At 66.7% G+C, this 26,702-nt stretch carries 25 protein-coding genes, 1 tRNA gene and 1 pseudogene; 22 read left to right on the forward strand and 5 right to left on the reverse strand.

All coding sequences use genetic code 11. The features are described from left to right. Window positions 1-32: 32 nt before the first annotated feature. From ACNQVK_RS13695 to ACNQVK_RS13705, 3 genes are all read right to left on the reverse strand, one after another. Window positions 33-377, reverse strand: coding sequence for a hypothetical protein (locus ACNQVK_RS13695; protein ID WP_409552998.1), 345 nt, complete (start codon window positions 375-377; stop codon window positions 33-35). A 138-nt stretch (window positions 378-515) separates the two neighbouring features. Next, entirely contained in the window at window positions 516-1,187 is a 672-nt protein-coding gene (locus tag ACNQVK_RS13700) for a GntR family transcriptional regulator (protein ID WP_418029949.1), read from the reverse strand. Between the two features lie 8 nt (window positions 1,188-1,195). Then, complete coding sequence (locus ACNQVK_RS13705; protein WP_418029950.1) at window positions 1,196-2,353, reverse strand: acyl-CoA dehydrogenase family protein; 1,158 nt, start codon at window positions 2,351-2,353, stop codon at window positions 1,196-1,198. 52 nt (window positions 2,354-2,405) lie between these two features. Here ACNQVK_RS13705 and ACNQVK_RS13710 point away from each other — a divergent pair, with 52 nt between their 5' ends. Beyond that, entirely contained in the window at window positions 2,406-2,819 is a 414-nt protein-coding gene (locus tag ACNQVK_RS13710; protein ID WP_418029951.1) for a YybH family protein, read from the forward strand. A gap of 33 nt (window positions 2,820-2,852) precedes the next feature. On the opposite strand, the gene ACNQVK_RS13715 is transcribed toward ACNQVK_RS13710, so the two are convergent. Continuing rightward, window positions 2,853-2,925, reverse strand: a tRNA-Arg gene (locus tag ACNQVK_RS13715). Between the two features lie 105 nt (window positions 2,926-3,030). Between ACNQVK_RS13715 and argS the strand changes: the two genes are divergently transcribed. From argS to rho, 6 genes are all read left to right on the forward strand, one after another. Beyond that, window positions 3,031-4,680 (forward strand): arginine--tRNA ligase, encoded by a 1,650-nt coding sequence (gene argS / locus ACNQVK_RS13720; protein WP_418029952.1) that lies wholly within the window; start codon window positions 3,031-3,033, stop codon window positions 4,678-4,680. 35 nt (window positions 4,681-4,715) lie between these two features. Continuing rightward, window positions 4,716-6,101: a diaminopimelate decarboxylase gene (gene lysA / locus ACNQVK_RS13725; RefSeq protein WP_418034158.1), complete on the forward strand. Its 1,386-nt coding sequence runs from the start codon at window positions 4,716-4,718 to the stop codon at window positions 6,099-6,101. Further along, window positions 6,098-7,417 (forward strand): homoserine dehydrogenase, encoded by a 1,320-nt coding sequence (locus ACNQVK_RS13730; RefSeq protein ID WP_418029953.1) that lies wholly within the window; start codon window positions 6,098-6,100, stop codon window positions 7,415-7,417. Before lysA ends, ACNQVK_RS13730 begins: the two co-directional genes overlap by 4 nt. After that, window positions 7,414-8,514: a threonine synthase gene (gene thrC, locus ACNQVK_RS13735; RefSeq protein ID WP_418029954.1), complete on the forward strand. Its 1,101-nt coding sequence runs from the start codon at window positions 7,414-7,416 to the stop codon at window positions 8,512-8,514. Before ACNQVK_RS13730 ends, thrC begins: the two co-directional genes overlap by 4 nt. Before the next feature lie 5 nt (window positions 8,515-8,519). Then, window positions 8,520-9,467, forward strand: a complete 948-nt coding sequence (thrB, locus tag ACNQVK_RS13740; protein ID WP_418029956.1) for a homoserine kinase — start codon at window positions 8,520-8,522, stop codon at window positions 9,465-9,467. 311 nt (window positions 9,468-9,778) lie between these two features. Next, window positions 9,779-11,788, forward strand: coding sequence for a transcription termination factor Rho (gene rho / locus ACNQVK_RS13745; RefSeq protein WP_418029957.1), 2,010 nt, complete (start codon window positions 9,779-9,781; stop codon window positions 11,786-11,788). Window positions 11,789-11,841: 53 nt separating this feature from the next. On the opposite strand, the gene ACNQVK_RS13750 is transcribed toward rho, so the two are convergent. Then, the gene (locus ACNQVK_RS13750) at window positions 11,842-12,486 is read right to left on the reverse strand and encodes a TetR/AcrR family transcriptional regulator (RefSeq protein WP_418029958.1); all 645 of its coding nucleotides are present in this window, start codon (window positions 12,484-12,486) and stop codon (window positions 11,842-11,844) included. Between the two features lie 85 nt (window positions 12,487-12,571). Here ACNQVK_RS13750 and fadD1 point away from each other — a divergent pair, with 85 nt between their 5' ends. From fadD1 to ACNQVK_RS13825, 15 genes and pseudogenes are all read left to right on the forward strand, one after another. Then, complete coding sequence (gene fadD1 / locus ACNQVK_RS13755; RefSeq protein WP_418029959.1) at window positions 12,572-14,125, forward strand: fatty-acid--CoA ligase FadD1; 1,554 nt, start codon at window positions 12,572-12,574, stop codon at window positions 14,123-14,125. Window positions 14,126-14,261: 136 nt separating this feature from the next. Then, entirely contained in the window at window positions 14,262-14,504 is a 243-nt protein-coding gene (rpmE, locus tag ACNQVK_RS13760; protein ID WP_019344296.1) for a 50S ribosomal protein L31, read from the forward strand. An 84-nt stretch (window positions 14,505-14,588) separates the two neighbouring features. Next, window positions 14,589-15,665: a peptide chain release factor 1 gene (gene prfA / locus ACNQVK_RS13765; RefSeq protein ID WP_044519633.1), complete on the forward strand. Its 1,077-nt coding sequence runs from the start codon at window positions 14,589-14,591 to the stop codon at window positions 15,663-15,665. Continuing rightward, window positions 15,662-16,507, forward strand: a complete 846-nt coding sequence (gene prmC / locus ACNQVK_RS13770; protein WP_418029960.1) for a peptide chain release factor N(5)-glutamine methyltransferase — start codon at window positions 15,662-15,664, stop codon at window positions 16,505-16,507. Before prfA ends, prmC begins: the two co-directional genes overlap by 4 nt. Window positions 16,508-16,537: 30 nt before the next feature. Then, on the forward strand, window positions 16,538-17,200 hold the full coding sequence (locus ACNQVK_RS13775) for an L-threonylcarbamoyladenylate synthase (protein WP_418029961.1): 663 nt from the start codon (window positions 16,538-16,540) through the stop codon (window positions 17,198-17,200). Window positions 17,201-17,231: 31 nt separating this feature from the next. Continuing rightward, window positions 17,232-18,428, forward strand: coding sequence for a glycosyltransferase family 4 protein (locus tag ACNQVK_RS13780; RefSeq protein WP_418029962.1), 1,197 nt, complete (start codon window positions 17,232-17,234; stop codon window positions 18,426-18,428). A 293-nt stretch (window positions 18,429-18,721) separates the two neighbouring features. Beyond that, complete coding sequence (locus ACNQVK_RS13785; protein ID WP_044519629.1) at window positions 18,722-19,168, forward strand: ATP synthase subunit I; 447 nt, start codon at window positions 18,722-18,724, stop codon at window positions 19,166-19,168. 10 nt (window positions 19,169-19,178) lie between these two features. Beyond that, window positions 19,179-19,955, forward strand: coding sequence for a F0F1 ATP synthase subunit A (atpB, locus tag ACNQVK_RS13790; protein WP_164480866.1), 777 nt, complete (start codon window positions 19,179-19,181; stop codon window positions 19,953-19,955). A gap of 81 nt (window positions 19,956-20,036) precedes the next feature. Continuing rightward, window positions 20,037-20,296: pseudogene (locus ACNQVK_RS13795) on the forward strand (F0F1 ATP synthase subunit C). Window positions 20,297-20,305: 9 nt separating this feature from the next. Further along, the gene (locus ACNQVK_RS13800) at window positions 20,306-20,824 is read left to right on the forward strand and encodes a F0F1 ATP synthase subunit B (RefSeq protein WP_418029963.1); all 519 of its coding nucleotides are present in this window, start codon (window positions 20,306-20,308) and stop codon (window positions 20,822-20,824) included. Then, window positions 20,825-22,162 carry a F0F1 ATP synthase subunit B/delta gene (locus ACNQVK_RS13805; RefSeq protein WP_418029964.1) on the forward strand — a complete coding sequence of 446 codons (1,338 nt, stop codon included), beginning with the start codon at window positions 20,825-20,827 and terminating at the stop codon, window positions 22,160-22,162. Between the two features lie 58 nt (window positions 22,163-22,220). Next, window positions 22,221-23,870 (forward strand): F0F1 ATP synthase subunit alpha, encoded by a 1,650-nt coding sequence (atpA, locus tag ACNQVK_RS13810; RefSeq protein ID WP_273735029.1) that lies wholly within the window; start codon window positions 22,221-22,223, stop codon window positions 23,868-23,870. Between the two features lie 7 nt (window positions 23,871-23,877). After that, complete coding sequence (locus ACNQVK_RS13815) at window positions 23,878-24,801, forward strand: F0F1 ATP synthase subunit gamma (protein ID WP_211155326.1); 924 nt, start codon at window positions 23,878-23,880, stop codon at window positions 24,799-24,801. A gap of 41 nt (window positions 24,802-24,842) precedes the next feature. Next, window positions 24,843-26,270, forward strand: coding sequence for a F0F1 ATP synthase subunit beta (gene atpD, locus ACNQVK_RS13820; protein ID WP_044519623.1), 1,428 nt, complete (start codon window positions 24,843-24,845; stop codon window positions 26,268-26,270). A 57-nt stretch (window positions 26,271-26,327) separates the two neighbouring features. Then, window positions 26,328-26,693 (forward strand): F0F1 ATP synthase subunit epsilon, encoded by a 366-nt coding sequence (locus ACNQVK_RS13825; protein WP_090428637.1) that lies wholly within the window; start codon window positions 26,328-26,330, stop codon window positions 26,691-26,693. Window positions 26,694-26,702 lie beyond the last annotated feature (9 nt).

Raw genomic sequence — 26,702 nt, forward strand, 5'->3', positions numbered from 1 at the left:
ATCACCACTGATGTGAGGCGGTGTTCGGAGGATTACTCCGCTTCGTCACCGCCCCCGGTCCACTTATCTTTCAGGTTCTTGGGGAAGTCGTTCCACTTCTTGGCGACATCGCCGGGGGCATTGGCCCACTTGTCGGCGGTGTCGGCGGGGAAGCTGCCCCACTTACCGGTGATGCTGCCCGGGAACGTCGCCCACTTGTTCGCCTGGATCTCGGTTGCGCAGGACCACTTCTCACCGCTGGTCGGCGTGTAGCCGTCCTCGCTGTTGATCTTGTCGACGATGTCGGAGCAGTTCGGTGCCGCCGCGGCCGGCGCGGCGAGTGCGAGTCCGGCGCTCAAGGCACCGGCGGCCACCGCCGCTGCGACGAACTTCTGCATGCTTGTGTCCCCCCTGAAGGAATGCTGAAACGTTGGGGCAACTGTATACCTTTGGCACAGTTTGCTAAAGACTTTTTTTGCGCGGGTGTGGATTCAAACATTCGTTTGCCAAAACTGCACAGTTTGGTGAAGTGGCGATCAGGCGGAGCCGTCGTTCTGTGCCAAGTGCTCGGCGAGTAGCGCCCCGGCATTGCGGATGTGCCGGGCCATCGCGGCGCGGGCCTTCTCCGGGTCGTTGGTCCGCAGGTGCTCGATGATGGCGCGGTGATCCTGGGCCGAGGCTTCGGGCCACCCTTCCACCGCGGCGAAGAACTTACGCGGTGCGTATGCCAGCGTCGTCTTGATCAGCCAGCGCATCTTGCGCGATCCGCTCAGCTGGTAGATCAGAGCGTGGAACTGATGGTTCAGGCGTTCCTCTTCGTCGAAATCGTTCGCGGCAGCGGCACGTTCGAGCGCCTCCTGGATGTGTTCGAGTTCGTCGACCGCGGTCGGCGTGATCGTGGCGGCAGTCCGGGCCGTGAGCTCACCGCCCAACAGTGCCTGGGCGTCATAGATGTCGCGGATGTCGTCGCTGGACAGCGCGGTCACCATGAAACCGCGTCGAGGCTCCACGGACAGAAAGCCCTCGGTCTGCAGTTGGAGCAGGCCTTCGCGCGCCGGGGTGGCGCTGATCCCGAGTTCATCGGCGACCGTCTCCGGTCGGATGAACTCTCCGGAATGCAGCTGCCCCGAAACGATGAGTTCGCGAACGTGGGCCGAGGCGACGTCGGACAACCGCATCGGCACGGGTCTCTTCGAGTTTCCGGTCATGGCGCGCCTCAGATGTCGAGTCCGCCGCGTTTGACCAACTGCTTGGCGATCACTCCGCGCTGGATCTCGTTGGTGCCCTCGCCGACGATCATCAGTGGCGCGTCGCGGAAGTAGCGTTCGACGTCGTACTCGGTGGAGTAGCCGTAGCCGCCGTGGATACGTACCGCGTTGAGCGCGATCTCCATCGCGGTCTCGGAGGCGAACAGCTTGGCCATGCCGGCCTCCATGTCGCAGCGGCCGCCTGCGTCGATCCGCTCGGCCGCGTCGAGCAGCAGGCTGCGGGCGGCGTAGAGCTTGGTGCCCATGTCGGCCAGCATGTTGCCGACCGACTGGTGCTGCCAGATCGGCACCCCGAAGCTCTCCCGGTCCTGCGCGTACTGAAGTGCGTCATCGAAGGCGGCCCGGGCCACACCGGTTGCCCGGGCCGCGACCTGGATCCGGCCGACCTCGAGTCCCTTCATCATCTGCGCGAAGCCACGTCCTTCGACTCCGCCCAGCAGCGCATCCGAACCCACTTGGCAGTCAACGAAATTGATCTCACAGCTCTCGACGCCCTTGTAACCCAGTTTCGGCAGGTCCTTCGAGACCGTGAAGCCGGGGACCTTCTCCACCAACAGGATCGAGACCCCCTTGTGGGCGGGGGTCGCGGCCGGATCGGTCTTGCACAGCAGCGCGACCAGGCCCGCCTTGCGGGCATTGCTGATCCAGGTCTTCGACCCGTTGATCACATAGCCCGACGCGTCCTCTGTCGCGACCGTCCGCATGGCCTGCAGGTCGGAGCCGCCACCGGGTTCGGTCAGGGCCATCGTCGCGCGGAGCTCACCGGTGGCCATCCGGGGGAGGTATTTCTGCTTCTGCTCCTCGGTGCCGAACTGCAGCAGCAGCTTGGAGACCACGGTGTGCCCGCCCATCGCGCCGGCCAGGCTCATCCAGCCGCGCGCGAGTTCCTCGGTGACCTGGGCGTAGCACGGCATCGAAACAGCGGCGAAGCCATACGGTTCCGGGATCGCGAGCCCGAAAATGCCCATCTCCTTCATCGCCTCGATGAGCTCTTCGGGGTAGGTGTTGGCGTGCTCGAGTTCGCGGACCACGGGCCGGACCTGCTTGTCGACGAAGTCGCGGACGGTACTGACGATGGCCTGCTCTTCTGCGGACAAAGTGATCACTGCTGCGTCCTTCCCTCAAACTCTATAGAAAATATTCTATAGAGTTTTAGGCATGGCTGAGCCGAATGATCCGATGGCGGCGGTCCGCCAGTACATCGACGCGTTCAACCGGGGCGACGTCGACGCGATGGCAGCAGTCTGTGCCGATCCGATGCAGATCCTGGACGGAATGGCGCCGCACGTGTGGCAGGGGCCGACCGCCGCTCGGGACTGGTGGCGCGACGTGCTCGCGGAGGGCGCGCATCTCGGTGCGTCCGGCTACCACGTCACGCTCGGCGAGCCGCGACATGTCGATGCCAACGGAGATACCGGGTATGTCGTCGTCCCGACGACGATGACGTTCGACCTCAATGGTCAGAAGGTCACGCAGACCGGGGCGGTCTTCACAATCGCGCTGCGCAGAGTCGCCGGGGAGTGGCGGCTGACCGCGTGGGCGTGGACGAAGGGCAGCAACAGCCCCGTGTGACCTGTTTTCGCAGGTAGAGTGAGTTTTGAAGAGTGCCCCCGGCAGGATTCGAACCTGCGGCCTTCTGCTCCGGAGGCAGACGCTCTATCCCCTGAGCTACGGGGGCGCGGGCTGAAGATCAGCTGCGCCGATTGGGCTTGCATAGCGTAGCGCATGGAAGAGCGAATACGGATTCGGGGCGCGGGGACCCCAGACCATAGGATGGACCCTCGTGACCCCCGCCGACCTCGCAGAGCTGCTCAAGGCTACTGCCGCCGCAGTGCTGACCGAACACGACCTGGACACCGCCGCGTTGCCCGACACCGTCACGGTCGAGCGCCCGCGCAACCTCGAGCACGGCGACTACGCGACCAACCTGGCGCTGCAGCTCGGTAAGAAGGTCGGCGTCAATCCGCGCGAGCTGGCCGGCTGGCTGGCCGCCGCGCTGGCCGCTGCTGACGGCATCGCCGCCGCCGAGGTTGCCGGTCCCGGCTTCGTCAACCTGCGCATCGAGGCCTCCGCGCAGGGCGTCATCATCACCAACGTGCTCGACGCGGGCGCGGCGTACGGCAACTCGGCCGAGCTGAACGAGAAGGTCAACCTGGAGTTCGTCTCCGCCAACCCGACCGGACCCATCCACATCGGCGGGACCCGCTGGGCCGCCGTGGGTGACGCGCTGGGCCGGCTGCTGACCACGCAGGGCGCCGACGTCACCCGCGAGTACTACTTCAATGACCACGGCGCCCAGATCGACCGGTTCGCCCGCTCATTGGTCGCCGCGGCCAAGGGCGAACCGGCCCCGGAGGACGGCTACGCCGGCAGCTACATCAACGACATCGCCGCGGCCGTGCTGGCCAAGCGGCCCGATGTGATGAGCCTGCCCGCCGACGAGCAGCAGGAAACCTTCCGTGAGATCGGTGTGGACCTGATGTTCACCCACATCAAGGAATCGCTGCACGAGTTCGGCACCGACTTCGACGTGTACACCCACGAAGACTCGATGCACACGTCCGGCCGGGTCGACCAGGCCATCGCCAAGCTGCGCGAGACCGGCAATATCTACGAGAAGGACGGCGCAACCTGGTTGCGCACCACCGAATTCGGCGACGACAAGGACCGTGTCGTCATCAAGAGCGACGGCAACGCGGCCTACATCGCCGGCGACCTCGCCTACTACCTGGACAAGCGCCAGCGCGGGTTCGACCTGTGCATCTACATGCTCGGCGCCGACCACCACGGCTACATCGCGCGCCTGAAGGCCGCCGCCGCGGCGCTGGGTGACAACCCGGACACCGTCGAGGTGCTGATCGGCCAGATGGTCAACCTGGTCCGCGACGGCCAGCCGGTCCGGATGAGCAAGCGCGCCGGCACCGTCATCACCCTCGACGATCTGGTCGAGGCCATCGGCGTCGACGCCGCCCGGTACTCACTCATCCGCTCCTCGGTGGACACGCCGATCGACATCGACCTGGCTCTGTGGTCCAGCGCGTCCAACGAGAACCCGGTCTATTACGTGCAATACGCGCACGCCCGGTTGTCGGCGCTGGCCCGCAACGCGGCCGATCTCGGCGTCACCGCCGATACCGCGCACCTGGATCTGCTGACCCACGACAAAGAGGGCATCCTGATCCGCAACCTGGGCGAGTTCCCCAGGGTGCTCAAAGCCGCTGCCGCGCTGCGTGAGCCGCACCGCGTGTGCCGCTACCTGGAAGACCTGGCCGGCGACTACCACCGCTTCTACGATGCCTGCCGGGTGCTGCCGCAGGGCGATGAGGAACCGGGCGACCTGAACGCGGCGCGGTTGGCGCTGTGCGAGGCCACCCGCCAGGTGATCGCCAACGGTCTGGCCATCCTCGGCGTCACTGCCCCGGAGCGGATGTGAACGCGCACCCCGCCGGGCCCCGGCACGCCGAAGAGATCCACCACCCGGGTGCACCCGCCAAGCCGCAGTCACCCGACGAGATCCTGCTGCTGGCGCCGAATGTGTGGCCGCGCAACCTGGTTCGCGGCGCCGACGGCGTGGTGTCGATCGCCGGAGTGCCGGTCACCGAGTTGGCGGCCGAGTACGGCACCCCGCTCTTCGTGATCGACGAGGACGACTTCCGGTCACGCTGCCGCGAGATCGCCGCGGCGTTCGGCGGCGGCGATCATGTGCATTACGCGGCCAAGGCGTTCCTGTGCAGCGAGATCGCGCGCTGGGTCAACCAGGAAGGCCTCTCGCTCGACGTCGCAACCGGGGGAGAGCTCGCCGTCGCGTTGCACGCGGAGTTCCCGCCGGAACGAATCACGTTGCACGGCAACAATAAATCCGTCACGGAGCTGACTGCCGCCGTCAAGGCCGGGGTCGGCCACGTGGTGGTCGACTCGCTGATCGAGATCGAGCGCCTGGACGAAGTCGCCGGAGCGGCGGGCATCGTCCAGGACGTGCTGGTCCGGGTGACCCCGGGTGTGGAGGCGCACACCCACGAGTTCATCTCGACCGCGCACGAGGACCAGAAGTTCGGCCTGTCGCTCGCCAGCGGTGCGGCGATGGACGGGGTGCGCAAGGTGTTCGCCACCGACAACCTGCGGCTGGTCGGCCTGCACTGCCATGTCGGCAGCCAGATCTTCGACGTGGCCGGCTTCGAACTGGCCGCCCACCGGGTGATCGGCCTGCTGCGTGACGTCGTCTCCGAATTCGGTGTCGAGAAGACCTCGCAGATGTCGATCATCGACCTGGGTGGTGGCCTGGGTATTTCCTATGTGCCCCAAGATGATCCGCCGCCGATGAAGGAGCTGGCCGACAAGCTGCTGGCCATCGTGCGCAGCGAGTCCGAGGCGGTCGGTCTGCCGACGCCGAAGCTCGTGGTGGAGCCGGGCCGCGCCATTGCCGGACCGGGCACCATCACCCTCTACGAGGTCGGCACCGTCAAGGACGTCGCGGTCAGCGCCACCGCGCAGCGGCGCTACGTCAGCGTCGACGGCGGGATGAGCGACAACATCCGCCCCGCCCTGTATGACGCCGAGTACGACGCGCGCCTGGTCTCCCGGGTCAGCGACGCATCGGCGGCCCTGGCGCGCATCGTCGGAAAGCACTGCGAGACCGGTGACATCGTCGTTCGCGACACCTGGGTCTCCGATGACATCGCGCCGGGCGACCTGCTGGCGGTCGCCGCGACCGGCGCCTACTGCTACTCGATGTCGAGCCGGTACAACCTGCTGTGCCGTCCGGCCGTGGTGGCAGTGAAGGACGGCAAGACGCGGTTGGTGCTCCGTCGGGAGACCGTCGACGACCTTTTGAGCCTGGAGGTGAGTGGTCAATGAGTGAGAAGCCCATCGGCGTAGCGGTACTGGGGCTGGGCAACGTCGGCAGCGAAGTGGTGCGCATCATCAACGAGAGCGCCGCCGACCTGGCTGCCCGCATCGGTGCGCCGCTCGAGGTGCGCGGCATCGGCGTGCGCAAGGTCTCCGGTGACCGTGGGGTGCCCAAGGAGCTGCTCACCGACGACATCATCGAACTGGTGTCGCGCGACGACGTCGACATCGTGGTCGAGTTGATGGGCCCGGTGAAGCCGGCCCGCAAGGCCATCCTGGCCGCACTCGAACAGGGCAAGTCGGTGGTCACCGCCAACAAGGCGCTGATGGCGCAGTCCACCGGTGAACTGGCGCAGGCCGCCGAAAAGGCGCGCGTCGACCTGTATTTCGAGGCAGCGGTGGCCGGTGCCATTCCGGTCATCCGCCCGCTGACCCAGTCGCTGGCCGGTGATTCGGTGCTGCGGGTGGCCGGCATCGTCAACGGCACGACCAACTACATCCTGTCCGAGATGGACAGCACCGGAGCCGATTACAACTCGGCCCTGGCCGATGCCAGTGCGCTGGGCTACGCCGAGGCCGATCCCACCGCCGATGTCGAGGGCTATGATGCCGCGGCCAAGGCGGCGATTCTGGCTTCGATCGCCTTCCACACCAGGGTGACCGCCGACGACGTCTATCGCGAAGGCATCACCAAGGTGAGCGCCGCCGACTTCGAGTCGGCCCGGGCGCTGGGTTGCACCATCAAGCTGCTGGCCATCTGCGAGCGGCTCACCAGTGACGAAGGCAAGCAACGTGTTTCGGCGCGCGTCTACCCGGCGCTGGTGCCGTTGACGCACCCGCTGGCCGCCGTCAACGGTGCCTTCAACGCGGTGGTGGTCGAGGCCGAGGCAGCCGGTCGGCTGATGTTCTACGGCCAGGGTGCCGGGGGAGCGCCGACCGCGTCGGCCGTGATGGGCGACGTCGTGATGGCCGCGCGCAACCGGGTCCAGGGTGGCCGTGGTCCGCGGGAATCCAAGTACGCGAAGCTCCCGATCGCCCCGATCGGATTCATCCCCACCCGCTACTACGTCAACATGAACGTCTCGGATCGGCCCGGTGTGTTGTCCGCCGTGGCAGCCGAATTCGCCAAGCGTGAGGTCAGCATCGCCGAGGTGCGCCAGGAAGGCATGGTCGACGAGGGCGGGCAGCCGTGCGGTGCACGCATCGTGGTCGTCACCCACCAGGCCACCGATGCCGCGCTGTCGGAAACCGTCGAGGCGCTGGCCGATCTCGACGTGGTGCAGACCATCAACAGCGTGCTGCGTATGGAAGGAACGAACGCATGAACCCCGGGACGCAAGGAAAGACCAGCGCCGGGCCGGTGCACCGGCCCTGGCCGGGACTGATCGAGGCCTACCGCGATCGGCTGCCGGTCGGCGACAACTGGACGCCGATCACCTTGCTGGAGGGCGGCACGCCACTCATCCACGCCAAGCGCCTGAGCGAACTCACCGGCTGCACGGTGCATCTCAAGGTCGAGGGGCTCAACCCGACCGGATCCTTCAAAGACCGCGGCATGACCGTGGCGGTCACCGAGTCGCTGGCCCGCGGACAGCAGGCCGTGATGTGTGCCTCCACCGGTAACACCTCGGCCTCGGCGGCGGCCTACGCCGCCCAGGCCGGCATCACCTGTGCGGTGCTGATCCCGCAGGGCAAGATCGCGATGGGCAAGCTGGCGCAGGCGGTCATGTACGGCGCCAAGATCATCCAGGTCGACGGCAACTTCGACGACTGCCTGGAACTGGCCCGCAAGATCACCGCCGATTTCCCGACCATCGCCCTGGTGAACTCGGTCAATCCGTACCGCATCGAGGGGCAGAAGACCGCCGCGTTCGAGATCGTCGACGCGCTGGGCACCGCCCCCGACGTGCACGCGCTGCCGGTGGGCAACGCGGGCAACATCACCGCCTACTGGAAGGGCTACACCGAGTACCACCGCGACGGTCTGTCGGACCGGCTCCCGCGCATGCTCGGCACCCAGGCTGCCGGAGCCGCCCCGCTGGTGTTGGGCGAGCCGGTGAAGGAACCCGAGACCATCGCCACCGCCATCCGGATCGGTTCGCCGGCCTCGTGGTCGGGAGCGGTCGAGGCCCAGCAGCAGTCCAAGGGCCGGTTCCTGGCGGCCACCGACGAGGAGATCCTGGCGGCGTATCACCTGATCGCGCGCAGTGAAGGCGTCTTCGTCGAACCCGCGTCGGCGGCCAGCGTGGCCGGTCTGCTCAAGTCGATCGAGGACGGCTGGGTCAAGCGTGGCTCGACCGTGGTCTGCACGGTCACCGGCAACGGTCTCAAGGACCCCGACACCGCGCTCAAGGACATGCCCACCGTCACGGCGGTGCCGGTGGATCCGGTTGCCGTCGTTGCCAAGCTCGGACTGGTCTGAGCCTGGTGACCAACACCCTGCCCGCCGGACTCACGGCCACCGCTGTCGTCGCGGCGTCCAGCGCCAATCTCGGCCCAGGATTCGACAGCCTGGGCTTGGCGTTGAGCCTGTACGACGAGATCATCGTCGAGACAACCGAATCCGGCCTTCAGCTGGAGGTCGAGGGTGAGGGTGCGGGCCAGGTGCCGCTCGATGCGACACACCTGGTGGTGCGGGCCATCGAGGCGGGTCTGCAGGCCACCGGCCATCGCGCCGCCGGACTGATCGTGCGCTGCCGCAACGAGATTCCGCATTCGCGTGGGCTCGGATCCTCGGCCGCCGCGGTCGTCGGAGGTCTGGCTGTGGTCAATGGTCTTGTCGCACAGGCTGGTTCGGATCCGATGAGCGAGGAACAGCTGATTCAGCTGTCCAGTGAGTTCGAGGGGCATCCGGACAACGCCGCGGCGGCGGTGCTGGGCGGAGCCGTGGTGTCCTGGACCGAGACCGGTGACGACGCGAGGCCGCGCTACCGCGCGGCGCCGATTCGGGTTCATCCGGACATCCGGCTGTTTCCCGCGGTTCCGCAGCAGCGGTCGTCCACTGCGGAGACCCGCGCGGTGCTACCCGAGCAGGTCAGTCACACCGACGCGCGATTCAACCTCAGCCGCGCAGCCCTGCTCGTCGTGGCGTTGAGCGACCGTCCGGATCTGCTGATGGCCGCCACCCAAGATGTGTTGCATCAGCCACAACGCGCCGCGGCGATGCCGGCCTCGGCGGAATACCTGCAACTCCTGCGGCGTTGTGGAGTGGCAGCAGTGCTGTCCGGGGCCGGGCCCACGGTTCTGGGGATGAGTTCCCAGGTGGGATTGCCTGATGAGGCCCTTGATTACGGCACTGCCAACGGGTTCACCGTCAGGGAGATGTCGGTCGGAGCGGGCGTCCGCTGGACGTCGGGTGTGGCCGCCAGGAACTGATGATGAGTGACACAAGAGGAAGCAAACGCCACACGCCCAGCGTCGACGTTGCTTGATTACTTCACCAAAGCGAGATATTCTCGCTCTCGTCCAGCACTCGCAGGGTCTCTGCCTGCGTCGACACCAGGACGACCACCCAATCTTCTTGTGTTCTACTCGTGGACTGACGGTTCGCCATCTCGGCGAATCCTGGCGATCGCCGTTGCGCAGGCGACGGTGTGAGCTACGCGCTCAGCGGTTCAGCTGAACGCGCATCGACCTTTGGGGAACCCCTCGCGCTACCTGATGAGCGAGGGAAAGAAAGGAAATCCGTGACAGATACGGACCTCTTCACGGCTGACAGCGCCAATGGCGCTGGGGATTTACCGAATGCCGTGACATCTGAAAGCACTGCGACCGCCGACACCGCGGCGCCGGCTGCTGCCTCTGCGCCCGGATCGGACACCGCGCGGCGCGCTTCGAGCGCCCGTCCCGCGTCGCTGTCGACCATGGTGCTGCCTGAGCTGCGAGCGCTGGCCAAGGAAATCGGTGTTGAGGGCGCGTCCGGTTTGCGTAAGAGTGAATTGATCGCAGCCATTCGTGCCCATCGTGGCGAATCCAACGGAGCCGCCGAGGCCCCCAAGAACGCCCCCGCCGACGCCCAGCCGGAAGCCGCTGCCGAGGCCGCTGAGCAGCCCGCGACCCGTCGCCGTGAGCGTCGGGGTTCCTCGCGCCAGGCCGGCGCTCCTGCCGCCGACGCCGCCCAGGACGACGCGGGCAACGAGGCCGTGAAGGTTGAGGCGAAGGCGGAAGCCCCTGCCGAAACCAAAGACGCCGAGCCCGCCGCCGAGCAGCAGGAAAAGCCTGCCAAGCGTGAGCGTCAGGAACGACGCGAGAAGCGCGAGCAGTCCGGCGACGAGAACAAGGCCGAGAACAAGCAGGACGACAAGCGCGACCAGAAGCAGGACCGCGACCAGAAGCAGGACCGGGGTCAGGGCCGCGACCAGTCCGATCAGCAGGACAACCAGCAGAACCGGGGCGGTAACTCGTCGGGCAACAACGACGATGACGGCGATGGCGATGGCCGCCAGGGCCGCCGCGGCCGCCGGTTCCGTGACCGTGACCGTCGCCGCCGCGGAGAGCGTGGCGCCGAGGGCGGTAACGAGACCGAGCTGCGTGAGGACGACGTCGTCCAGCCGGTCGCCGGCATCCTCGATGTCCTCGACAACTACGCCTTCGTCCGTACCTCGGGCTACCTTGCCGGGCCGAACGACGTCTACGTGTCCATGAACATGGTGCGCAAGAACGGTCTGCGCCGCGGCGACGCGGTCACCGGTGCGGTCCGTGTGCCCCGCGAGGGCGGTGAGAGCGGCGGCAACAACCCGCGGCAGAAGTTCAACCCGCTGGTGCGCTTGGACAGTGTCAACGGCGGTCCGGTCGAAGCGGCCAAGAACCGGCCTGATTTCACCAAGCTGACCCCGCTGTACCCGAACCAGCGGCTGCGCCTGGAGACCACGCCCGAGCGGCTGACCACCCGCGTCATCGACCTGATCATGCCGATCGGTAAGGGTCAGCGTGCCCTGATCGTGTCGCCGCCCAAGGCCGGTAAGACCACGATCATGCAGGACATCGCCAACGCGATCACCAAGAACAATCCGGAATGCCACCTCATGGTGGTGCTCGTCGACGAGCGTCCGGAAGAGGTCACCGACATGCAGCGCTCGGTGAAGGGTGAGGTCATCGCCTCGACCTTCGACCGTCCGCCGTCAGACCACACGCAGGCTGCCGAGCTGGCGATCGAGCGGGCCAAGCGCCTGGTCGAGCAGGGCAAAGATGTGGTCGTCCTTCTCGACTCGATCACCCGCCTGGGCCGCGCGTACAACAACGCGTCGCCGGCTTCGGGCCGCATCCTGTCCGGTGGTGTGGACTCCACCGCGCTGTACCCGCCCAAGCGGTTCCTCGGCGCGGCACGCAACATCGAGCACGGCGGCTCGCTGACGATCATCGCCACGGCCATGGTCGAGACCGGTTCGACCGGTGACACCGTGATCTTCGAGGAGTTCAAGGGCACCGGCAACGCCGAGCTCAAGCTGGACCGCAAGATCGCCGAGCGCCGGGTGTTCCCCGCGGTCGACGTCAACCCGTCCGGCACCCGCAAGGACGAGCTGCTGCTCAGCCCGGATGAGTTCGCGATCGTGCACAAGCTGCGCCGGGTGTTGTCCGGGCTGGATTCACACCAGGCCATCGACCTGCTGATGAGCCAGCTGCGCAAGACCAAGACCAACTACGAGTTCCTGGTGCAGGTCTCCAAGACCGCCCCAGGCTCGATGGACGTCGACTGAGCGCTGTAGACACGCGAAAGGCCCCCGATTGTTCGGGGGCCTTTTTCGTACCGTCAGGCGGTGGGATCGGGGCGCAACCCGGGCATCAAGTAGCGCCGAACCTGGGTCAGCACCGCGTCCGGATCGCTGGGGTCGAGCGTGTTGCCCGGCACGGTCGCCAGCGAGATCAATACTCGCGCAACCCATTCCGATGCCTCGGGGATGTCGATGTCGGCGCGGACCTCGCCGCGGTCGCGTGCGGCCACCAGATAGGGCGACCAGAATTCGGCCAGGTCGGGGATCATGCCCTGCACGCCGGCGCCGGCGCAGGCGGCGAATTCCTCGGGTTCCTCGGTGCGGAGTTTCATCACCACCGCGCCTGGGTCGTCGTACGCCCGCAGGCCGTTGCCCACACCCCAGGCGATCTGCCGGTCCAGTCCGTCGATCTGCTCGAGCACGGCCTGCGCTTCCGACCAGAACGTGTCGGTGAGCCGGACGATCACCGCGCCCAGCAGCGTCACCTTGTCAGGGAAGTGGCGGTACAGCCACCCGCGGGACACGCCTGCGGCCTCGGCCACCTCCGAGACCGTGGTCGCGCGAATGCCCTTGGTGCGCAGGCATTCTTCGGCAGCGTCTATCAGTCGATCTCGCACGCTGCGCGGAGACGTGGTGCTGGTCAACTGTGGTGTCTCCTGGTCTTCTGATGGGGTTAGGTACATGATTCTGCCAAGGGTGTATCCGTCGCGCCACAACCATGGTAGACAGTTTTCTAATTCTGTTCACTGATCCTTGGGGAATTACCGGATGGCCGAAACGCTGCAGCAGTTGCTCCGCGAGCGCGAAGGAGGCGACACGGTCGCCGTCAAGTACGGCGATCGCACCTGGACCTGGCGCGAGCACGTGGCCGAGGCGAAAGCTCAGGCTGCCGCGTTGATCGGGATGGCCGATCCGCAGCGTCCACTGCATGTCGGCACACTCCTGGGCAATACCCCCGACATGCTGACCGCGCTCGCCGCCGCGGCGCTCGGCGGCTACGTGCTGTGCGGTATCAACAACACCCGTCGCGGCGACGCGCTGGCCCGGGACATCGCCCGGGTCGAGTGTCAGGTCGTCCTGGTCGACGACCAGCATCGCCAGCTGCTCGACGGTGTCGACCTGCCGGGCGTCACCGTCATCGACGTTTCCGAGACCACCTGGTCGCCACGGGAACTCACCCCGCACCGCGAGGTGGGGCCCGACGACACGTTCATGATGATCTTCACCTCTGGGACCAGCGGCGAGCCCAAGGCTGTCGAGGTGGCCCACTCGATCGTGCTGTTCTCGGCTGCGGCGCTGGTACAGCGCTACGACCTCACCGACGCGGACACCTGCTACCTGGCCATGCCGTTGTTCCACTCGAACGGGGTGTACGCGGGGTGGGGCGTCGCACTCAGTTCGGGCGCATCCATGGCGCCGGCACAGTTCTCCGCGTCCGGCTTCCTGCCGGACATCCGCCGCTACGGCGCGACGTACATGAACTATGTGGGCAAGCCGCTGGCCTACATCCTGGCCACCGCCGAGCAGTCCGACGACCACGACAACACGCTGCGGGTGGCATTCGGCAACGAGGCGGCCGACCGTGACATCGACGAGTTCAGCCGCCGGTTCGGCTGCAGCGTGTGGGACGGCTTCGGATCGACCGAGCTGGCGATCATCATCACCCGATCCGAAGGCACACCGGCCGGCAGCGTCGGCCAGGGTTTCCCCGGGGTGGCGATCTACGACCCGGAGACCGTCGAAGAGTGCGCAATCGCGGAATTCGACGACACCGGAGCCCTGGTCAACGCCGACGCCGCCACCGGTGAGCTGGTCAACACTAACGGCAGCGGGATGTTCCGCGGCTACCACAACGATCAGGGCGCGACCGATGAACGGCTTCGGCACGGCATGTACTGGTCGGGTGACCTGGCCTACCGCGACGCCGACGGCTGGATCTACCTGGCCGGCCGAACCGCGGACTGGATGCGGGTGGACGGCGAGAACATCACCGCCGCCCCCATCGAGCGAATCCTGCTGCGGCAGCCGGCGATCAGCCGGGTGGCGGTCTACCCGGTACCCGACGAGTTCGTCGGCGATCAGGTGATGGCCGCCATCGTGCTGCGCGACGGCCAGGAGCTCGCCCCGGAAGCGTTTGCCGAATTCCTCGCCGGTCAGGCGGATCTGTCGCCCAAGTCCTGGCCGCGGTACGTCTGGCTGGCCGAGGATCTGCCCAGCACCGCGACCAACAAGATCCTCAAGCGCGAACTGGTCGCCCTCGGCGCTGACCCGGCCGGCCGGGTGGTGTGGAAGCGCGACGGTACGTCGTACGCGGCCATCTGACGAGTCCCGGCCAGGAATAGCGGCCGGTTATCGCGCGTTTAGGAGGTTGGCGGTTGACCTGGCATAATGGACCGCCGACCCTCGGTCCCGGTTCACGTCCGTGCGGGCGACCCGGGCCAACGATTGAAGAGGAACCATGAAAACAGGCATTCATCCGGAGTATGTCGAGACCACGGTGCACTGTGGTTGCGGCAACACCTTCCAGACCCGTAGCACCAAGCAGAGCGGCCAGATCGTGGTCGAGGTCTGCTCGCAGTGCCACCCGTTCTACACCGGCAAGCAGAAGATCCTCGACAGCGGCGGCCGCGTGGCCCGCTTCGAGAAGCGGTACGGCAAGCGCAAGCCTGCCGGTGATCAGGCTGCTGCAGCCGACAAGTAGCTACGTCAACGGCGCCCGATCTGTCGCATATGCGTCAGATCTGGGCGCTGTTCTCGTTTCCGGAGAAAGTTGGAGGAGGCTGACGTGACGGATACCGCACCCGCGATCGAGGCGCTGCTCGCTGAGCACGCGGACCTGGAGCGCCAGCTCGCCGATCCCAACCTGCACGCCGATGCCTCCGCCGCCCGCAAGGTGGGCCGGAGGTTCGCCCAGGTGTCACCGGTCGTGGGTACCTACCGCAAGTTGGAGGCCGCCCGCGGCGACCTCGAGGCCGCCCGTGAACTCGCCGCCGACGACGCCAGCTTCGCCGCCGAGGTGGACGAGCTGACCGCCAAGGTCGCCGAACTCGACGCCCAGCTGACCGACCAGCTCGCACCTCGCGACCCGCACGATGCCGACGACATCGTGCTGGAGGTCAAGTCCGGGGAGGGCGGGGAGGAGTCGGCACTGTTCGCCGCCGACCTGGCGCGCATGTACATCCGGTACGCCGAGCGGCACGGCTGGACGGTCACCGTGCTCGACGAGACGTGGTCTGACCTCGGCGGCTACAAGGACGCCACCATCACCATCGCCGGCAAGGGCGATTCCGCCGACGGCGTCTGGTCGCGGATGAAGTTCGAGGGTGGCGTTCACCGCGTGCAACGGGTGCCCGTCACCGAATCGCAGGGCCGCGTGCACACCTCCGCTGCCGGCGTCCTGGTCTATCCGGAGCCCGAAGACGTGGAGCAGGTGCAGATCGACGAATCGGATCTGCGCATCGACGTGTACCGGTCCTCCGGTAAGGGCGGTCAGGGCGTCAACACCACCGACTCGGCGGTGCGCATCACCCACCTGCCCACGGGCATCGTCGTGACCTGCCAGAACGAACGCTCGCAGCTGCAGAACAAGGCCCGCGCCATGGTGGTGCTCGCCGCCCGGCTGCAGGCGCTGGCGGAGGAGCAGGCGTCGGCCGACGCCTCGGCCGATCGCGCCAGCCAGATCCGCACGGTCGACCGCAGCGAGCGGATCCGCACCTACAACTTTCCCGAGAACCGGATCGCGGACCACCGCATCAACTTCAAGGCGCACAACCTCGACCAGGTGCTCGACGGGGACATGGACGCGCTGCTCGACGCGCTGGGCACCGCCGACAAACAGGCCCGGCTGCAGCAGCAGTCATGACGCCGGTGCGGCAGGCGGTCGCGGCCGCGACGGCACGCCTGGCCGCCGCCGGCGTGGCCTCTCCGCGCATCGACGCCGAACTGCTCGCCGCGCACGTCGCGGGCGTCGACCGCAGCCGGTTGATGTTTCTCGATGACCCCGATGAACGGTTCGAGCAGGCCTACGAAGAACTCGTCGCCGCCCGGTCCCGCCGGATTCCCCTGCAACACCTGATCGGCACCGCGCCATTCGGCCCGTTGACGCTCGCGGTCGGCCCCGGGGTGTTCATTCCCCGGCCGGAGACCGAAGCGCTGCTCGAGTGGGCCTGCGCGCAACGGCTCCCGTCCAACCCCCTCATCGTCGACCTGTGCACGGGTTCGGGTGCGCTGGCGCTGGCGCTGGCCGCGCAGTGGCCCGATGCCCGGGTGATGGCGGTGGAGAACTCGCCCGCGGCCCTGGAATTCGCGCGTCGCAACGCGGCAGGGACGCACGTCGAAATCCTCGACGCCGACGTCACCGCCCCGGACCTGTTGCCCGAACTCGATGACCGGGTGGACCTGCTGGTGTCCAACCCGCCCTATATCCCCGAGGCCGCCGTCCTGGAACCGGAAGTGGCCGAACACGATCCCGCGCACGCCCTGTTCGGTGGCGCCGACGGCATGTCGGTGATCCGGCCGATCGTCGCGCTGGCCGCCCGGTGGTTGCGCGACGGTGCGCCGTGCGCCGTCGAGCACGACGACACCACCTCTGAGCTGTCCGTCGAGGTCTTCGCCCACGACGGGCACTTCAGTGAGGTCACCGCACGTCGTGACCTCGCCGGACGACCCCGCTTTGTCACGGCGACCCGGATTGGGAGAAGCTGAGCTGATGCGCGCACCGACCGGGGAGCCGACATGACCATCTTCGATTGCAGCGATGCCGATGAGCGCACGACTGGTATCGCCTCGGCGATCAGCGCGGTGAAGGGCGGCAGGCTTGTGGTCATGCCGACCGACACCGTCTACGGGATCGGTGCGGACGCCTTCGATCGTGATGCGGTCGGCAGTCTGCTCGCCGCCAAAGGCCGTGGCCGCAACATGCCCGTCGGTGTGTTCGTCGGCTCGTGGAACACCATCGACGGGCTGGTCTATTCGGTGCCGCCGGCCGCCCGCGAACTCATCCGCGCATTCTGGCCGGGCGCGCTGAGCCTGGTGGTCACGCAGGCGCCGTCACTGCAATGGGACCTCGGGGACGCCAACGGCAGCGTCATGCTCCGGATGCCGCTGCACCCGGTGGCCATCGAGCTGCTGCGGGAGGTCGGGCCCATGGCCCAGTCCAGCGCGAATGTCTCGGGCCGGCCCGCCGCGGTCACCGCGGCTCAGGCCCACGAGCAACTCGGCGACAAGGTCGAGGTCTATCTCGACGGCGGGCCCGCCGAACAACAGGCCGCCTCCACCATCGTCGACCTCACCGGTGACCAGCCGCGCATCCTGCGGACCGGCCCGATCAGCGCGGCCGACATCGCCAGGGTCGTCGGCGTGGAAACGTCCACGCTCACAACAACACCTACGGAGTGATCTCAGCTTGCTGCAGTACGGTTCATCGGTGATGACGGCCGGCGACCAATTGATCTCCGCGAGTCAAGCCGGGCTTCTTGCCCTGTCGGACCGGGGTGCCGGAGTACCGCTGCGTGAACTCGCGCTCGTCGGGTTGACCGCCGCTATCATCACGTACTTCGCCACCGGCTGGGTGCGCGTGCTGGCCATCCGGATCGGCGCCGTCGCCTATCCGCGCGAGCGTGACGTCCACGTACAACCGATACCGCGGATGGGCGGGTTGGCCATGTACATCGGGGTGGCCGCCGCGGTGCTGCTGGCCTCCCAACTGCCCGCACTCACACGGGGTTTCGTCTACTCCACCGGTATGCCCGCAGTCGTGGTGGCGGGCGGGCTGATCATGGCCATCGGATTGATCGACGATCGTTGGGGCCTGGACGCCCTGACCAAATTCGCCGGGCAGATCACCGCGGCCAGCGTGCTGGTCACGATGGGTGTGGCATGGAGCGTGCTCTACATCCCGATCGGGGGAGTGGGCACCATCGTGCTCGACCAGGTGTCGTCGATCCTGTTGACGCTCGCGCTGACGGTGTCGATCGTCAACGCGATGAACTTCGTCGACGGGCTGGACGGCCTGGCCGCAGGGCTGGGGCTGATCACCGCGCTGGCGATCTGCATCTTCTCGGTCGGGCTGCTGCGCGACCACGGTGGCGACGTGCTGTTCTACCCGCCCGCGGTGATCTCGGTGGTTCTGGCCGGGGCCTGTCTGGGTTTCCTGCCGCACAACTTCCACCGGGCCAAGATCTTCATGGGCGACTCCGGTTCGATGCTGATCGGCCTGATGTTGGGTGCGGCGTCGACCACGGCCGCGGGGCCGATCTCGCAGAACGCCTACGGTGCCCGCGACGTGTTCGCGTTGATGTCGCCGTTCCTACTGGTGATCGCCGTGATGCTGGTGCCGGCACTGGACACGTTGCTGGCCATCGTGCGGCGCACCCGGGCCGGCCGTAGCCCGCTCAGCCCCGACAAGATGCACCTGCATCACCGGTTGCTGCAGATAGGGCACTCGCATCGCCGCGCCGTGCTGCTGATCTACCTATGGGTGGGCATCATCGCCTTCGGTGCGGCAGCCACGATCTTCTTCGATCCGCGCTACACCGGAGCGGTCGTCGTGGCGGCCATTCTGGTCGCGATCGTGGTGACATTGATTCCGCTGTTGCAACGCGGGAGCGAAGGGTCCGAGGACTAGCGCGGAGCTAAGTACGACGAAAAGTAGTAGGCCACGTTTAGGGGTGCCTACCATGTGTTAGGGTGCTGCCAGAACCCGAAAAACCTCGCGGGTTGCCGGCCCGGCCCATCGGTTCGACGAACCGTCAGGTGCCGATCAACGACCGACAAAGGGAGCTACCCCGTGGGTGATTCAAGCCCGCCCGCAGCCCTCCGATATTCTCGGCGGGCATGCACAGGCTTTTGCCAGGGGATAGCAACCGGTGGCATCTCCGAGGGTGCAGCTTTTCGTGACAGCGGGATTGGGGTGAAGCAGTGACGACGCCAGCGCAAGACGCGCCGTTGGTGTTCCCGTCAGTGGCCTTCCGGCCGCTGCGTCTCCTGATCGTTTGCGTCGTACTGACCGCGCTGGCCGTAGTGGCAGCCGCATTCACCGGACACATCTACTTCGGCGTCTTCTTCGGTGTCGGACTGGGCCTCGGCTTGGTCAACGCCTTGCTGGTGCGCCGGGCCGTCGAATCGATCACGGCCGAAGATCACCCGCTCAAGAAGAAGATGGCCGTGAACTCCGCGACACGGCTGCTGATCATCACCGCGATCGCACTCGGCATCGCATTTGTCTTCAAAACCTCGGGCGGCATCGCGGTGCTGTTCGGGCTGGCGATTTTCCAGGCTCTGCTGGTGATGAGCACCAGCATCCCCGTGCTGCGGAAGATCCGCTCGAACGGCCTGGATGTCTTGGATACGGAATCGAAGGGTTGAGCTGACCTATATGACTCAGACGACGACCGTGCTCGCAGCCGAAGAGGGTGGCGCCGCCATCCACGTCGGCCACCACACGATGGTGTTCGAGCTGTTCGGGATGACGTTCAACGGTGACACCATCCTGGCCACCGCGGTCACCGCGGTGATCGTGATCGCCCTGGCGTTCGTCCTGCGCGCGAAGGTCACCTCGACCGGCGTGCCGGGCGGTGTCCAGCTGTTCTGGGAGGCCCTGACCATCCAGATGCGCGGCCAGATCGAGGCCGCGATCGGCATGAAGGTCGCGCCGTTCGTGCTGCCGTTGGCAGTGACGATCTTCGTCTTCATCCTGGTCTCCAACTGGCTGTCGGTGCTGCCGCTGCAGTACGGGGGACCGGACGGTGCCGCCGCCGAGTGGTACAAGCCGCCGGCCTCCGACATCAACTTCGTGCTGGCGCTGGCCCTGTTCGTGTTCGTCTGCTACCACGCGGCCGGCATCTGGAGGCGCGGCATCATCGGCCACCCGGTCAAGGTGCTCAAGGGTCACGTCCCCGCGCTGCTGCCGATCAACATCGTCGAGGAACTCGCCAAGCCGATCTCGCTGGCCCTCCGTCTTTTCGGCAACATCTTCGCCGGCGGCATCCTCGTCGCGCTGATCGCGATGTTCCCCTGGTACATCCAGTGGGCACCCAACGCAATCTGGAAGACCTTCGACCTGTTCGTCGGCCTGATCCAGGCCTTCATCTTCTCGCTGCTGACGATCCTGTACTTCAGCCAGTCGATGGAGCTGGACCACGAAGATCACTGAGCATGACCGGCTAGATCCCTACAACTGCACGACACGAACCTCTGGCGGCACAGCCACCAGTTATCAAGGAGGATAAAAGGAATGGAACTCGACCCCAACGCCCTCATCACGGCCGGCGCTCTGATCGGTGGCGGTTTGATCATGGGTGGCGGCGCCATCGGCGCTGGTATCGGTGACGGTATCGCGGGTAACGCGCTGATCTCGGGCATCGCCGGCAGCCCGAGGCCCAGGGCCGTCTGTTCACCCCGTTCTTCATCACCGTCGGTCTGGTGGAGGCCGCGTACTTCATCAACCTGGCCTTCATGGCGCTGTTCGTCTTCGCCACCCCGGGCCTGCAGTAGTCCATCAGCATGGGTGAACTGAGCGCAACGATCCTGGCTGCAAGCCAGGCAGCGGCGGAGGAAGGCGGTGGGGGCCAGAGCAACTTCCTGGTCCCCAACGGCACCTTCTTCGCCGTGTTGATCATTTTCCTGATCACGCTTGCCGTGATCGCGAAATGGGTTGTGCCACCGGTCGGCAAGGTGCTGGCAGAGCGCGAAGCGATGCTGGCGAAGACCGCCGCTGACAATCGGAAGTCTGCCGAGCAGGTGGCCGCAGCGCAGGCTGACTATGACGAGGCGATGGCCGGGGCGCGTACCCAGGCGTCGGCCATCCGTGACGAGGCCCGCGTAGCGGGTCGCGAGGTGGTCGATGCCAAGCGCGCCGAGGCCGGCACCGAGGTGGCCGAGAATGTGCGCCAGGCCGACGAGCAGCTCGCTGCTCAGAGTGCCGAGGTGCGGTCGGACCTGGAGTCGTCGGTGGACGGACTCTCGCAGACCCTGGCCAGCCGAATTTTGGGCGTCGACGTGAAATCAGGTGGGACGCAGTAGATGTCGATATTTATCGGGCAGCTGATCGGCTTTGCCGTCATCGCCTACATCATCATCAAGTGGGTGGTGCCGCCAGTGCGGAGCCTGATGCAGAAGCAGCAGGAAGCCGTGCGGGTCGCCCTCGCCGAGAGCGCCGATGCGGCGAAGAAGCTCGCCGAAGCGGATGAGATGCACGCCAAGGCACTCGCCGACGCCAAGGCCGAGTCGGCCAAGGTGACCGATGAGGCCTCGCAGGACTCCGAGCGGATCACCGCTCAGCTGGCCGAGCAGGCAGGCACGGAGGCCGAGCGGATCAAGGCGCAGGGTGTTCAGCAGGTTCAGCTGATGCGCCAGCAGCTCATCCGCCAGCTGCGGACCGGTCTCGGATCGGAGTCGGTCGCCAAGGCCGACGCTCTGGTGCGGGCGCATGTCGCCGACCCGGCCGCGCAGGCGGCCACGGTCGACCGGTTCCTCGCCGAGCTCGATCAGATGGCCCCGTCGGCGTTTGTGATCGACACCGCCGCAACCGCGAAGCTGCGCGCTGCCAGCCGCGAGTCGCTGGCCGTCGTGGTCGACAAGTTCGACTCCGTCGCAAGCGGTCTCGGTGCCGACGACCTGACGGCGCTGGCCGACGACCTGACCTCGGTGGCCAAGCTGCTGCTGTCGGAGTCGGTGCTCACCAGGCATCTGGCCGAGCCGACCGACGAAGGCGCCGCCAAGGTGGAGCTGATCGACCGCCTGCTGTCCGGCAAGGTCGGCAACACCGCCCTGGACGTGCTGCGGACCGCTGTCTCGCAGCGCTGGTCGACCGAGTCGAACCTGGTCGACGCCATTGAACACACCGCGCGTCTGGCGCTGCTCAAGCGCGCCGAGACGGCCGGTGAGGTCGACGAGGTGGAGGACCAGCTGTTCCGGTTCGGCCGCCTGCTCGACGCCGAGCCCAAGCTCTCGGCCCTGCTCAGTGACTACACCACCCCGGTCGACGGCCGGATTGCCTTGTTGAACAAGGTGCTTGGCGGCAACGGGGGCGGAAACGGGACGGCGGCAGCGCTGCTGGCCCAGACTGTGGGACTGCTGCGCGGCGAGCGTGCCGACGAGGCAGTCATCGATCTCGCCGAGCTCGCGGTGTCCCGCCGCGGCGAGGTGGTCGCTCACGTGACCGCCGCGGCCGACCTGACCGATGCCCAGCGGACCCGGCTGTCGGAGGTGCTCACCCGCATCTACGGACACCCGGTGTCAGTGCAACTGCACGTCGACCCCGAACTGCTCGGTGGTCTGTCGATCACCGTCGGTGACGAAGTGATCGACGGCTCGATCTCGTCCCGACTGGCCGCAGCGGCCACCCAGCTGCCGGACTGACCGACGGCACTGGCAACCCCAGAACCACCCCAAGAACAAGGTAGGAAGACGAAAAACCATGGCAGAGTTGACAATCTCGGCTGCTGATATCGAAGGTGCCATCGAGGACTACGTATCCTCGTTTTCCGCCGACACCGAGCGTGAAGAGATCGGCACCGTCGTCGATGCCGGTGACGGCATCGCTCACGTCGAGGGCCTGCCCTCGGTCATGACCCAGGAGCTCCTCGAGTTCCCGGGCGGTGTGTTGGGTGTGGCACTCAACCTCGACGAGCACAGCGTCGGCGCCGTCATCCTGGGTGAGTTCGAGAAGATCGAAGAAGGCCAGCAGGTCAAGCGCACCGGCGAGGTGCTCTCGGTGCCGGTCGGCGACGCGTTCCTCGGTCGCGTCGTCAACCCGCTCGGCCAGCCGATCGACGGCCAGGGCGACATCGAGTCCGAGACCCGGCGCGCACTCGAGCTGCAGGCCCCTTCGGTGGTGCAGCGCCAGGGCGTGTCCGAGCCGCTGCAGACCGGTATCAAGGCCATCGACGCCATGACCCCGATCGGCCGTGGCCAGCGTCAGCTGATCATCGGTGACCGCAAGACCGGCAAGACCGCGGTCTGCGTCGACACCATCCTCAACCAGCGCGAAGCCTGGGAGACCGGCGATCCCAAGCAGCAGGTGCGCTGCGTGTACGTCGCCATCGGTCAGAAGGGCACCACCATCGCCAGCGTGAAGCGCGCGCTGGAAGAGGGTGGCGCGATGGAGTACACCACCATCGTCGCGGCTCCCGCCTCTGATCCGGCCGGCTTCAAGTGGCTGGCGCCCTACACCGGTTCGGCCATCGGCCAGCACTGGATGTACGACGGCAAGCACGTGCTGATCGTCTTCGACGACCTGTCCAAGCAGGCCGACGCCTACCGCGCCATCTCGCTGCTGCTGCGCCGCCCGCCGGGCCGCGAGGCATTCCCCGGCGACGTCTTCTACCTTCACTCCCGCCTGCTGGAGCGTTGCGCCAAGCTGTCCGACGAACTCGGCGGTGGCTCGATGACGGGCCTGCCGATCATCGAGACCAAGGCCAACGACATCTCGGCGTTCATCCCGACCAACGTCATCTCGATCACCGACGGCCAGTGCTTCCTCGAGTCGGACCTGTTCAACCAGGGTGTGCGACCGGCCGTCAACGTCGGTGTGTCGGTGTCCCGCGTCGGTGGCGCCGCGCAGATCAAGGCCATGAAAGAGGTCGCGGGTTCGCTGCGTCTGGACCTCTCGCAGTACCGCGAGCTGGAGGCCTTCGCGGCCTTCGCCTCGGATCTGGATGCGGCCTCGAAGGCCCAGCTGGATCGTGGTGTCCGCCTGGTCGAGCTGCTCAAGCAGGCGCAGTACAGCCCGCTGGCGGTCGAGGATCAGGTCGTCTCGATCTTCCTCGGTACCCAGGGGCACCTGGATTCGGTTCCGGCCGAGGACGTCACCCGCTTCGTCGACGAGCTGCTGGAGCATGTCAAGGCCAGCCACTCCGACATCCTCAAGAGCATCAAGGAGACCAAGAAGCTCTCCGAGGACAACGAGGAGAAGCTGGTCTCGGTCATCAACGAGTTCAAGAAGGGCTTCGCCGCCACCGACGGCAGCTCCGTGGTTGTCAAGGAGGCCGATGCTGACGCACTGGACCCCGAGGACCTGGAGAAGGAATCGGTCAAGGTCCGCAAGCCGGCTCCGAAGAAGGCCTAGGTAACCAATGGCAGCCACACTTCGCGAGCTACGCGGGCGTATCCGCTCCGCTTCGTCGATCAAGAAGATCACGAAGGCACAGGAGCTGATCGCCACGTCGCGGATCGCCAAGGCGCAGGCCCGGGTCGACGCGGCCCGGCCCTACTCCACCGAGATCACCAACATGCTCACCGAGCTTGCGGGCGCCAGCGCGCTGGATCACCCGCTGCTCGTGCAGCGGGAGAACCCCAAGCGGGCCGGTGTGCTCGTGGTGTCCTCGGATCGCGGTCTCTGCGGCGGTTACAACGCCAACGTGCTGCGTCGGGCCGAAGAACTGTTCTCGCTGCTGCGGGAACAGGGCAAGAACCCGGTGCTCTACGTCGTCGGCCGGAAAGCCTTGGGCTACTACAGCTTCCGCCAGCGGACGGTGACCGAATCGTGGACCGGCTTCTCCGAGCGGCCCACCTACGAGAACGCCAAGGAGATCGCCGACACCCTGGTGGCGACGTTCATGTCCGGCGCCGATGACGAGGGCGACGACGCGGGAGCCGACGGCATCTTGGGTGTCGACGAACTCCACATCGTCTCCACCGAATTCCGTTCGATGCTCTCGCAGACCGCGGTGGCCCATCAGATAGCGCCGTTGGTCGTCGAGTACGTCGGGGAGCCGGACACCGGCCCGCACACGCTGTACTCGTTCGAGCCGAATGCCGAGGACCTGTTCGACGCATTGCTGCCGCGCTACATCGCGACCCGCGTGTACGCAGCACTGCTGGAGGCGGCCGCCTCGGAGTCGGCGTCGCGCCGGCGCGCCATGAAGTCGGCCACCGACAACGCCGACGATCTGATCAAGGCACTCACGCTCGCGGCCAACCGCGAACGTCAGGCGCAGATCACCCAGGAAATCAGCGAGATCGTGGGCGGCGCGAACGCGCTGGCCGACGCGCGCTAGCCGGACCAAAGACGAAAGCCTCGTAGGAAAGCGAAGAGAGAATGACTGCTACTGCAGAAAAGACCGCGGGCCGCGTAGTCCGCATCACCGGCCCGGTGGTGGATATTGAATTCCCGCGCGGCGCCGTGCCCGAGCTGTTCAACGCGCTGCACGCCGACATCACCTATGGCGCGCTCGCGAAGACCCTGACGCTTGAGGTTGCCCAGCACCTCGGCGACAACCTGGTGCGCTGCATCTCCATGCAGCCCACCGACGGCCTGGTGCGTGGCACCGACGTCCGCGACACCGGCGCCTCGATCTCGGTGCCCGTCGGCGACGGAGTCAAGGGCCACGTGTTCAACGCCCTCGGCGACTGCCTCGACGAGCCCGGCTACGGCAAGGACTTCGATCACTGGTCGATCCACCGCAAGCCGCCGGCCTTCGCCGACCTGGAGCCCCGCACCGAGATGCTGGAGACCGGTCTGAAGGTCGTCGACCTGCTCACGCCGTACGTGCGTGGTGGCAAGATCGCCCTGTTCGGTGGCGCCGGTGTGGGTAAGACGGTTCTGATCCAGGAGATGATCAACCGTATTGCCCGCAACTTCGGTGGTACCTCGGTGTTCGCCGGCGTGGGTGAGCGCACCCGTGAGGGCAACGACCTCTGGGTCGAGCTCGCCGACGCCAACGTGCTCAAGGACACCGCGTTGGTGTTCGGCCAGATGGACGAGCCGCCAGGCACCCGTATGCGCGTCGCCCTGTCGGCCCTGACCATGGCCGAGTACTTCCGCGACGAGCAGAACCAGGACGTGCTGCTCTTCATCGACAACATCTTCCGGTTCACCCAGGCCGGTTCCGAGGTTTCGACCCTGCTGGGTCGTATGCCTTCGGCCGTGGGTTACCAGCCGACGCTGGCCGACGAGATGGGTGAGCTGCAGGAGCGCATCACCTCGACCCGTGGTCGCTCCATCACCTCGATGCAGGCCGTGTACGTGCCCGCCGACGACTACACCGACCCGGCGCCGGCCACCACGTTCGCCCACCTGGATGCCACCACGGAGCTTTCGCGTGCGGTGTTCTCCAAGGGCATCTTCCCGGCGGTGGACCCGCTGGCTTCGTCCTCGACGATCCTGCACCCCAGCGTCGTCGGCGACGAGCACTACCGCGTCGCCCAGGAAGTCATCCGGATCCTGCAGCGCTACAAGGATCTCCAGGACATCATCGCCATCCTCGGTATCGACGAGCTGTCGGAAGAGGACAAGGTTCTGGTGTACCGCGCCCGTAAGATCGAGCGCTTCCTGAGCCAGAACATGATGGCGGCCGAGCAGTTCACCGGCCAGCCGGGTTCGACCGTGCCGCTCAAGGAGACCATCGAGGCCTTCGACAAGCTGGCCAAGGGCGAGTTCGATCACCTGCCCGAGCAGGCGTTCTTCCTCATCGGTGGTCTGGACGACCTGGCGAAGAAGGCCGAAAGCCTCGGCGCCAAGCTGTGATGAGCGCTTCAGCCCGAAGGCTGCGCACGCGAGGAGCACAAAGGACGGGAGTGTGGAATGGCTGATTTGAACGTCGAGATCGTTGCCGTCGAGCGTGAGCTCTGGTCCGGCACCGCTACGTTCGTCTTCACCCGGACCACCGCTGGTGAGATCGGCATCCTGCCGCGCCACATTCCGTTGGTGGCGCAGCTGGTCGACGACGCCATGGTGCGGGTCGAGCGTGAAGGCGAGGACGATCTGCGTATCGCCGTCGACGGCGGTTTCCTGTCGGTGACCGAGGAGACGGTCCGGATCCTGGTGGAGAACGCGCAGTTCGAATCCGAGATCGACGCGGATTCGGCCAAGCAGGACGCCGAGTCCGACGACGAGCAGACAGCGGCATGGGGTCGGGCGCGCCTGCGCGCTCTCGGCCAGATCGACTGACGACAGAGA

The sequence above is a fragment of the Mycobacterium sp. 134 genome, assembly GCF_048282715.1.
Taxonomy (GTDB): domain Bacteria; phylum Actinomycetota; class Actinomycetes; order Mycobacteriales; family Mycobacteriaceae; genus Mycobacterium; species Mycobacterium septicum.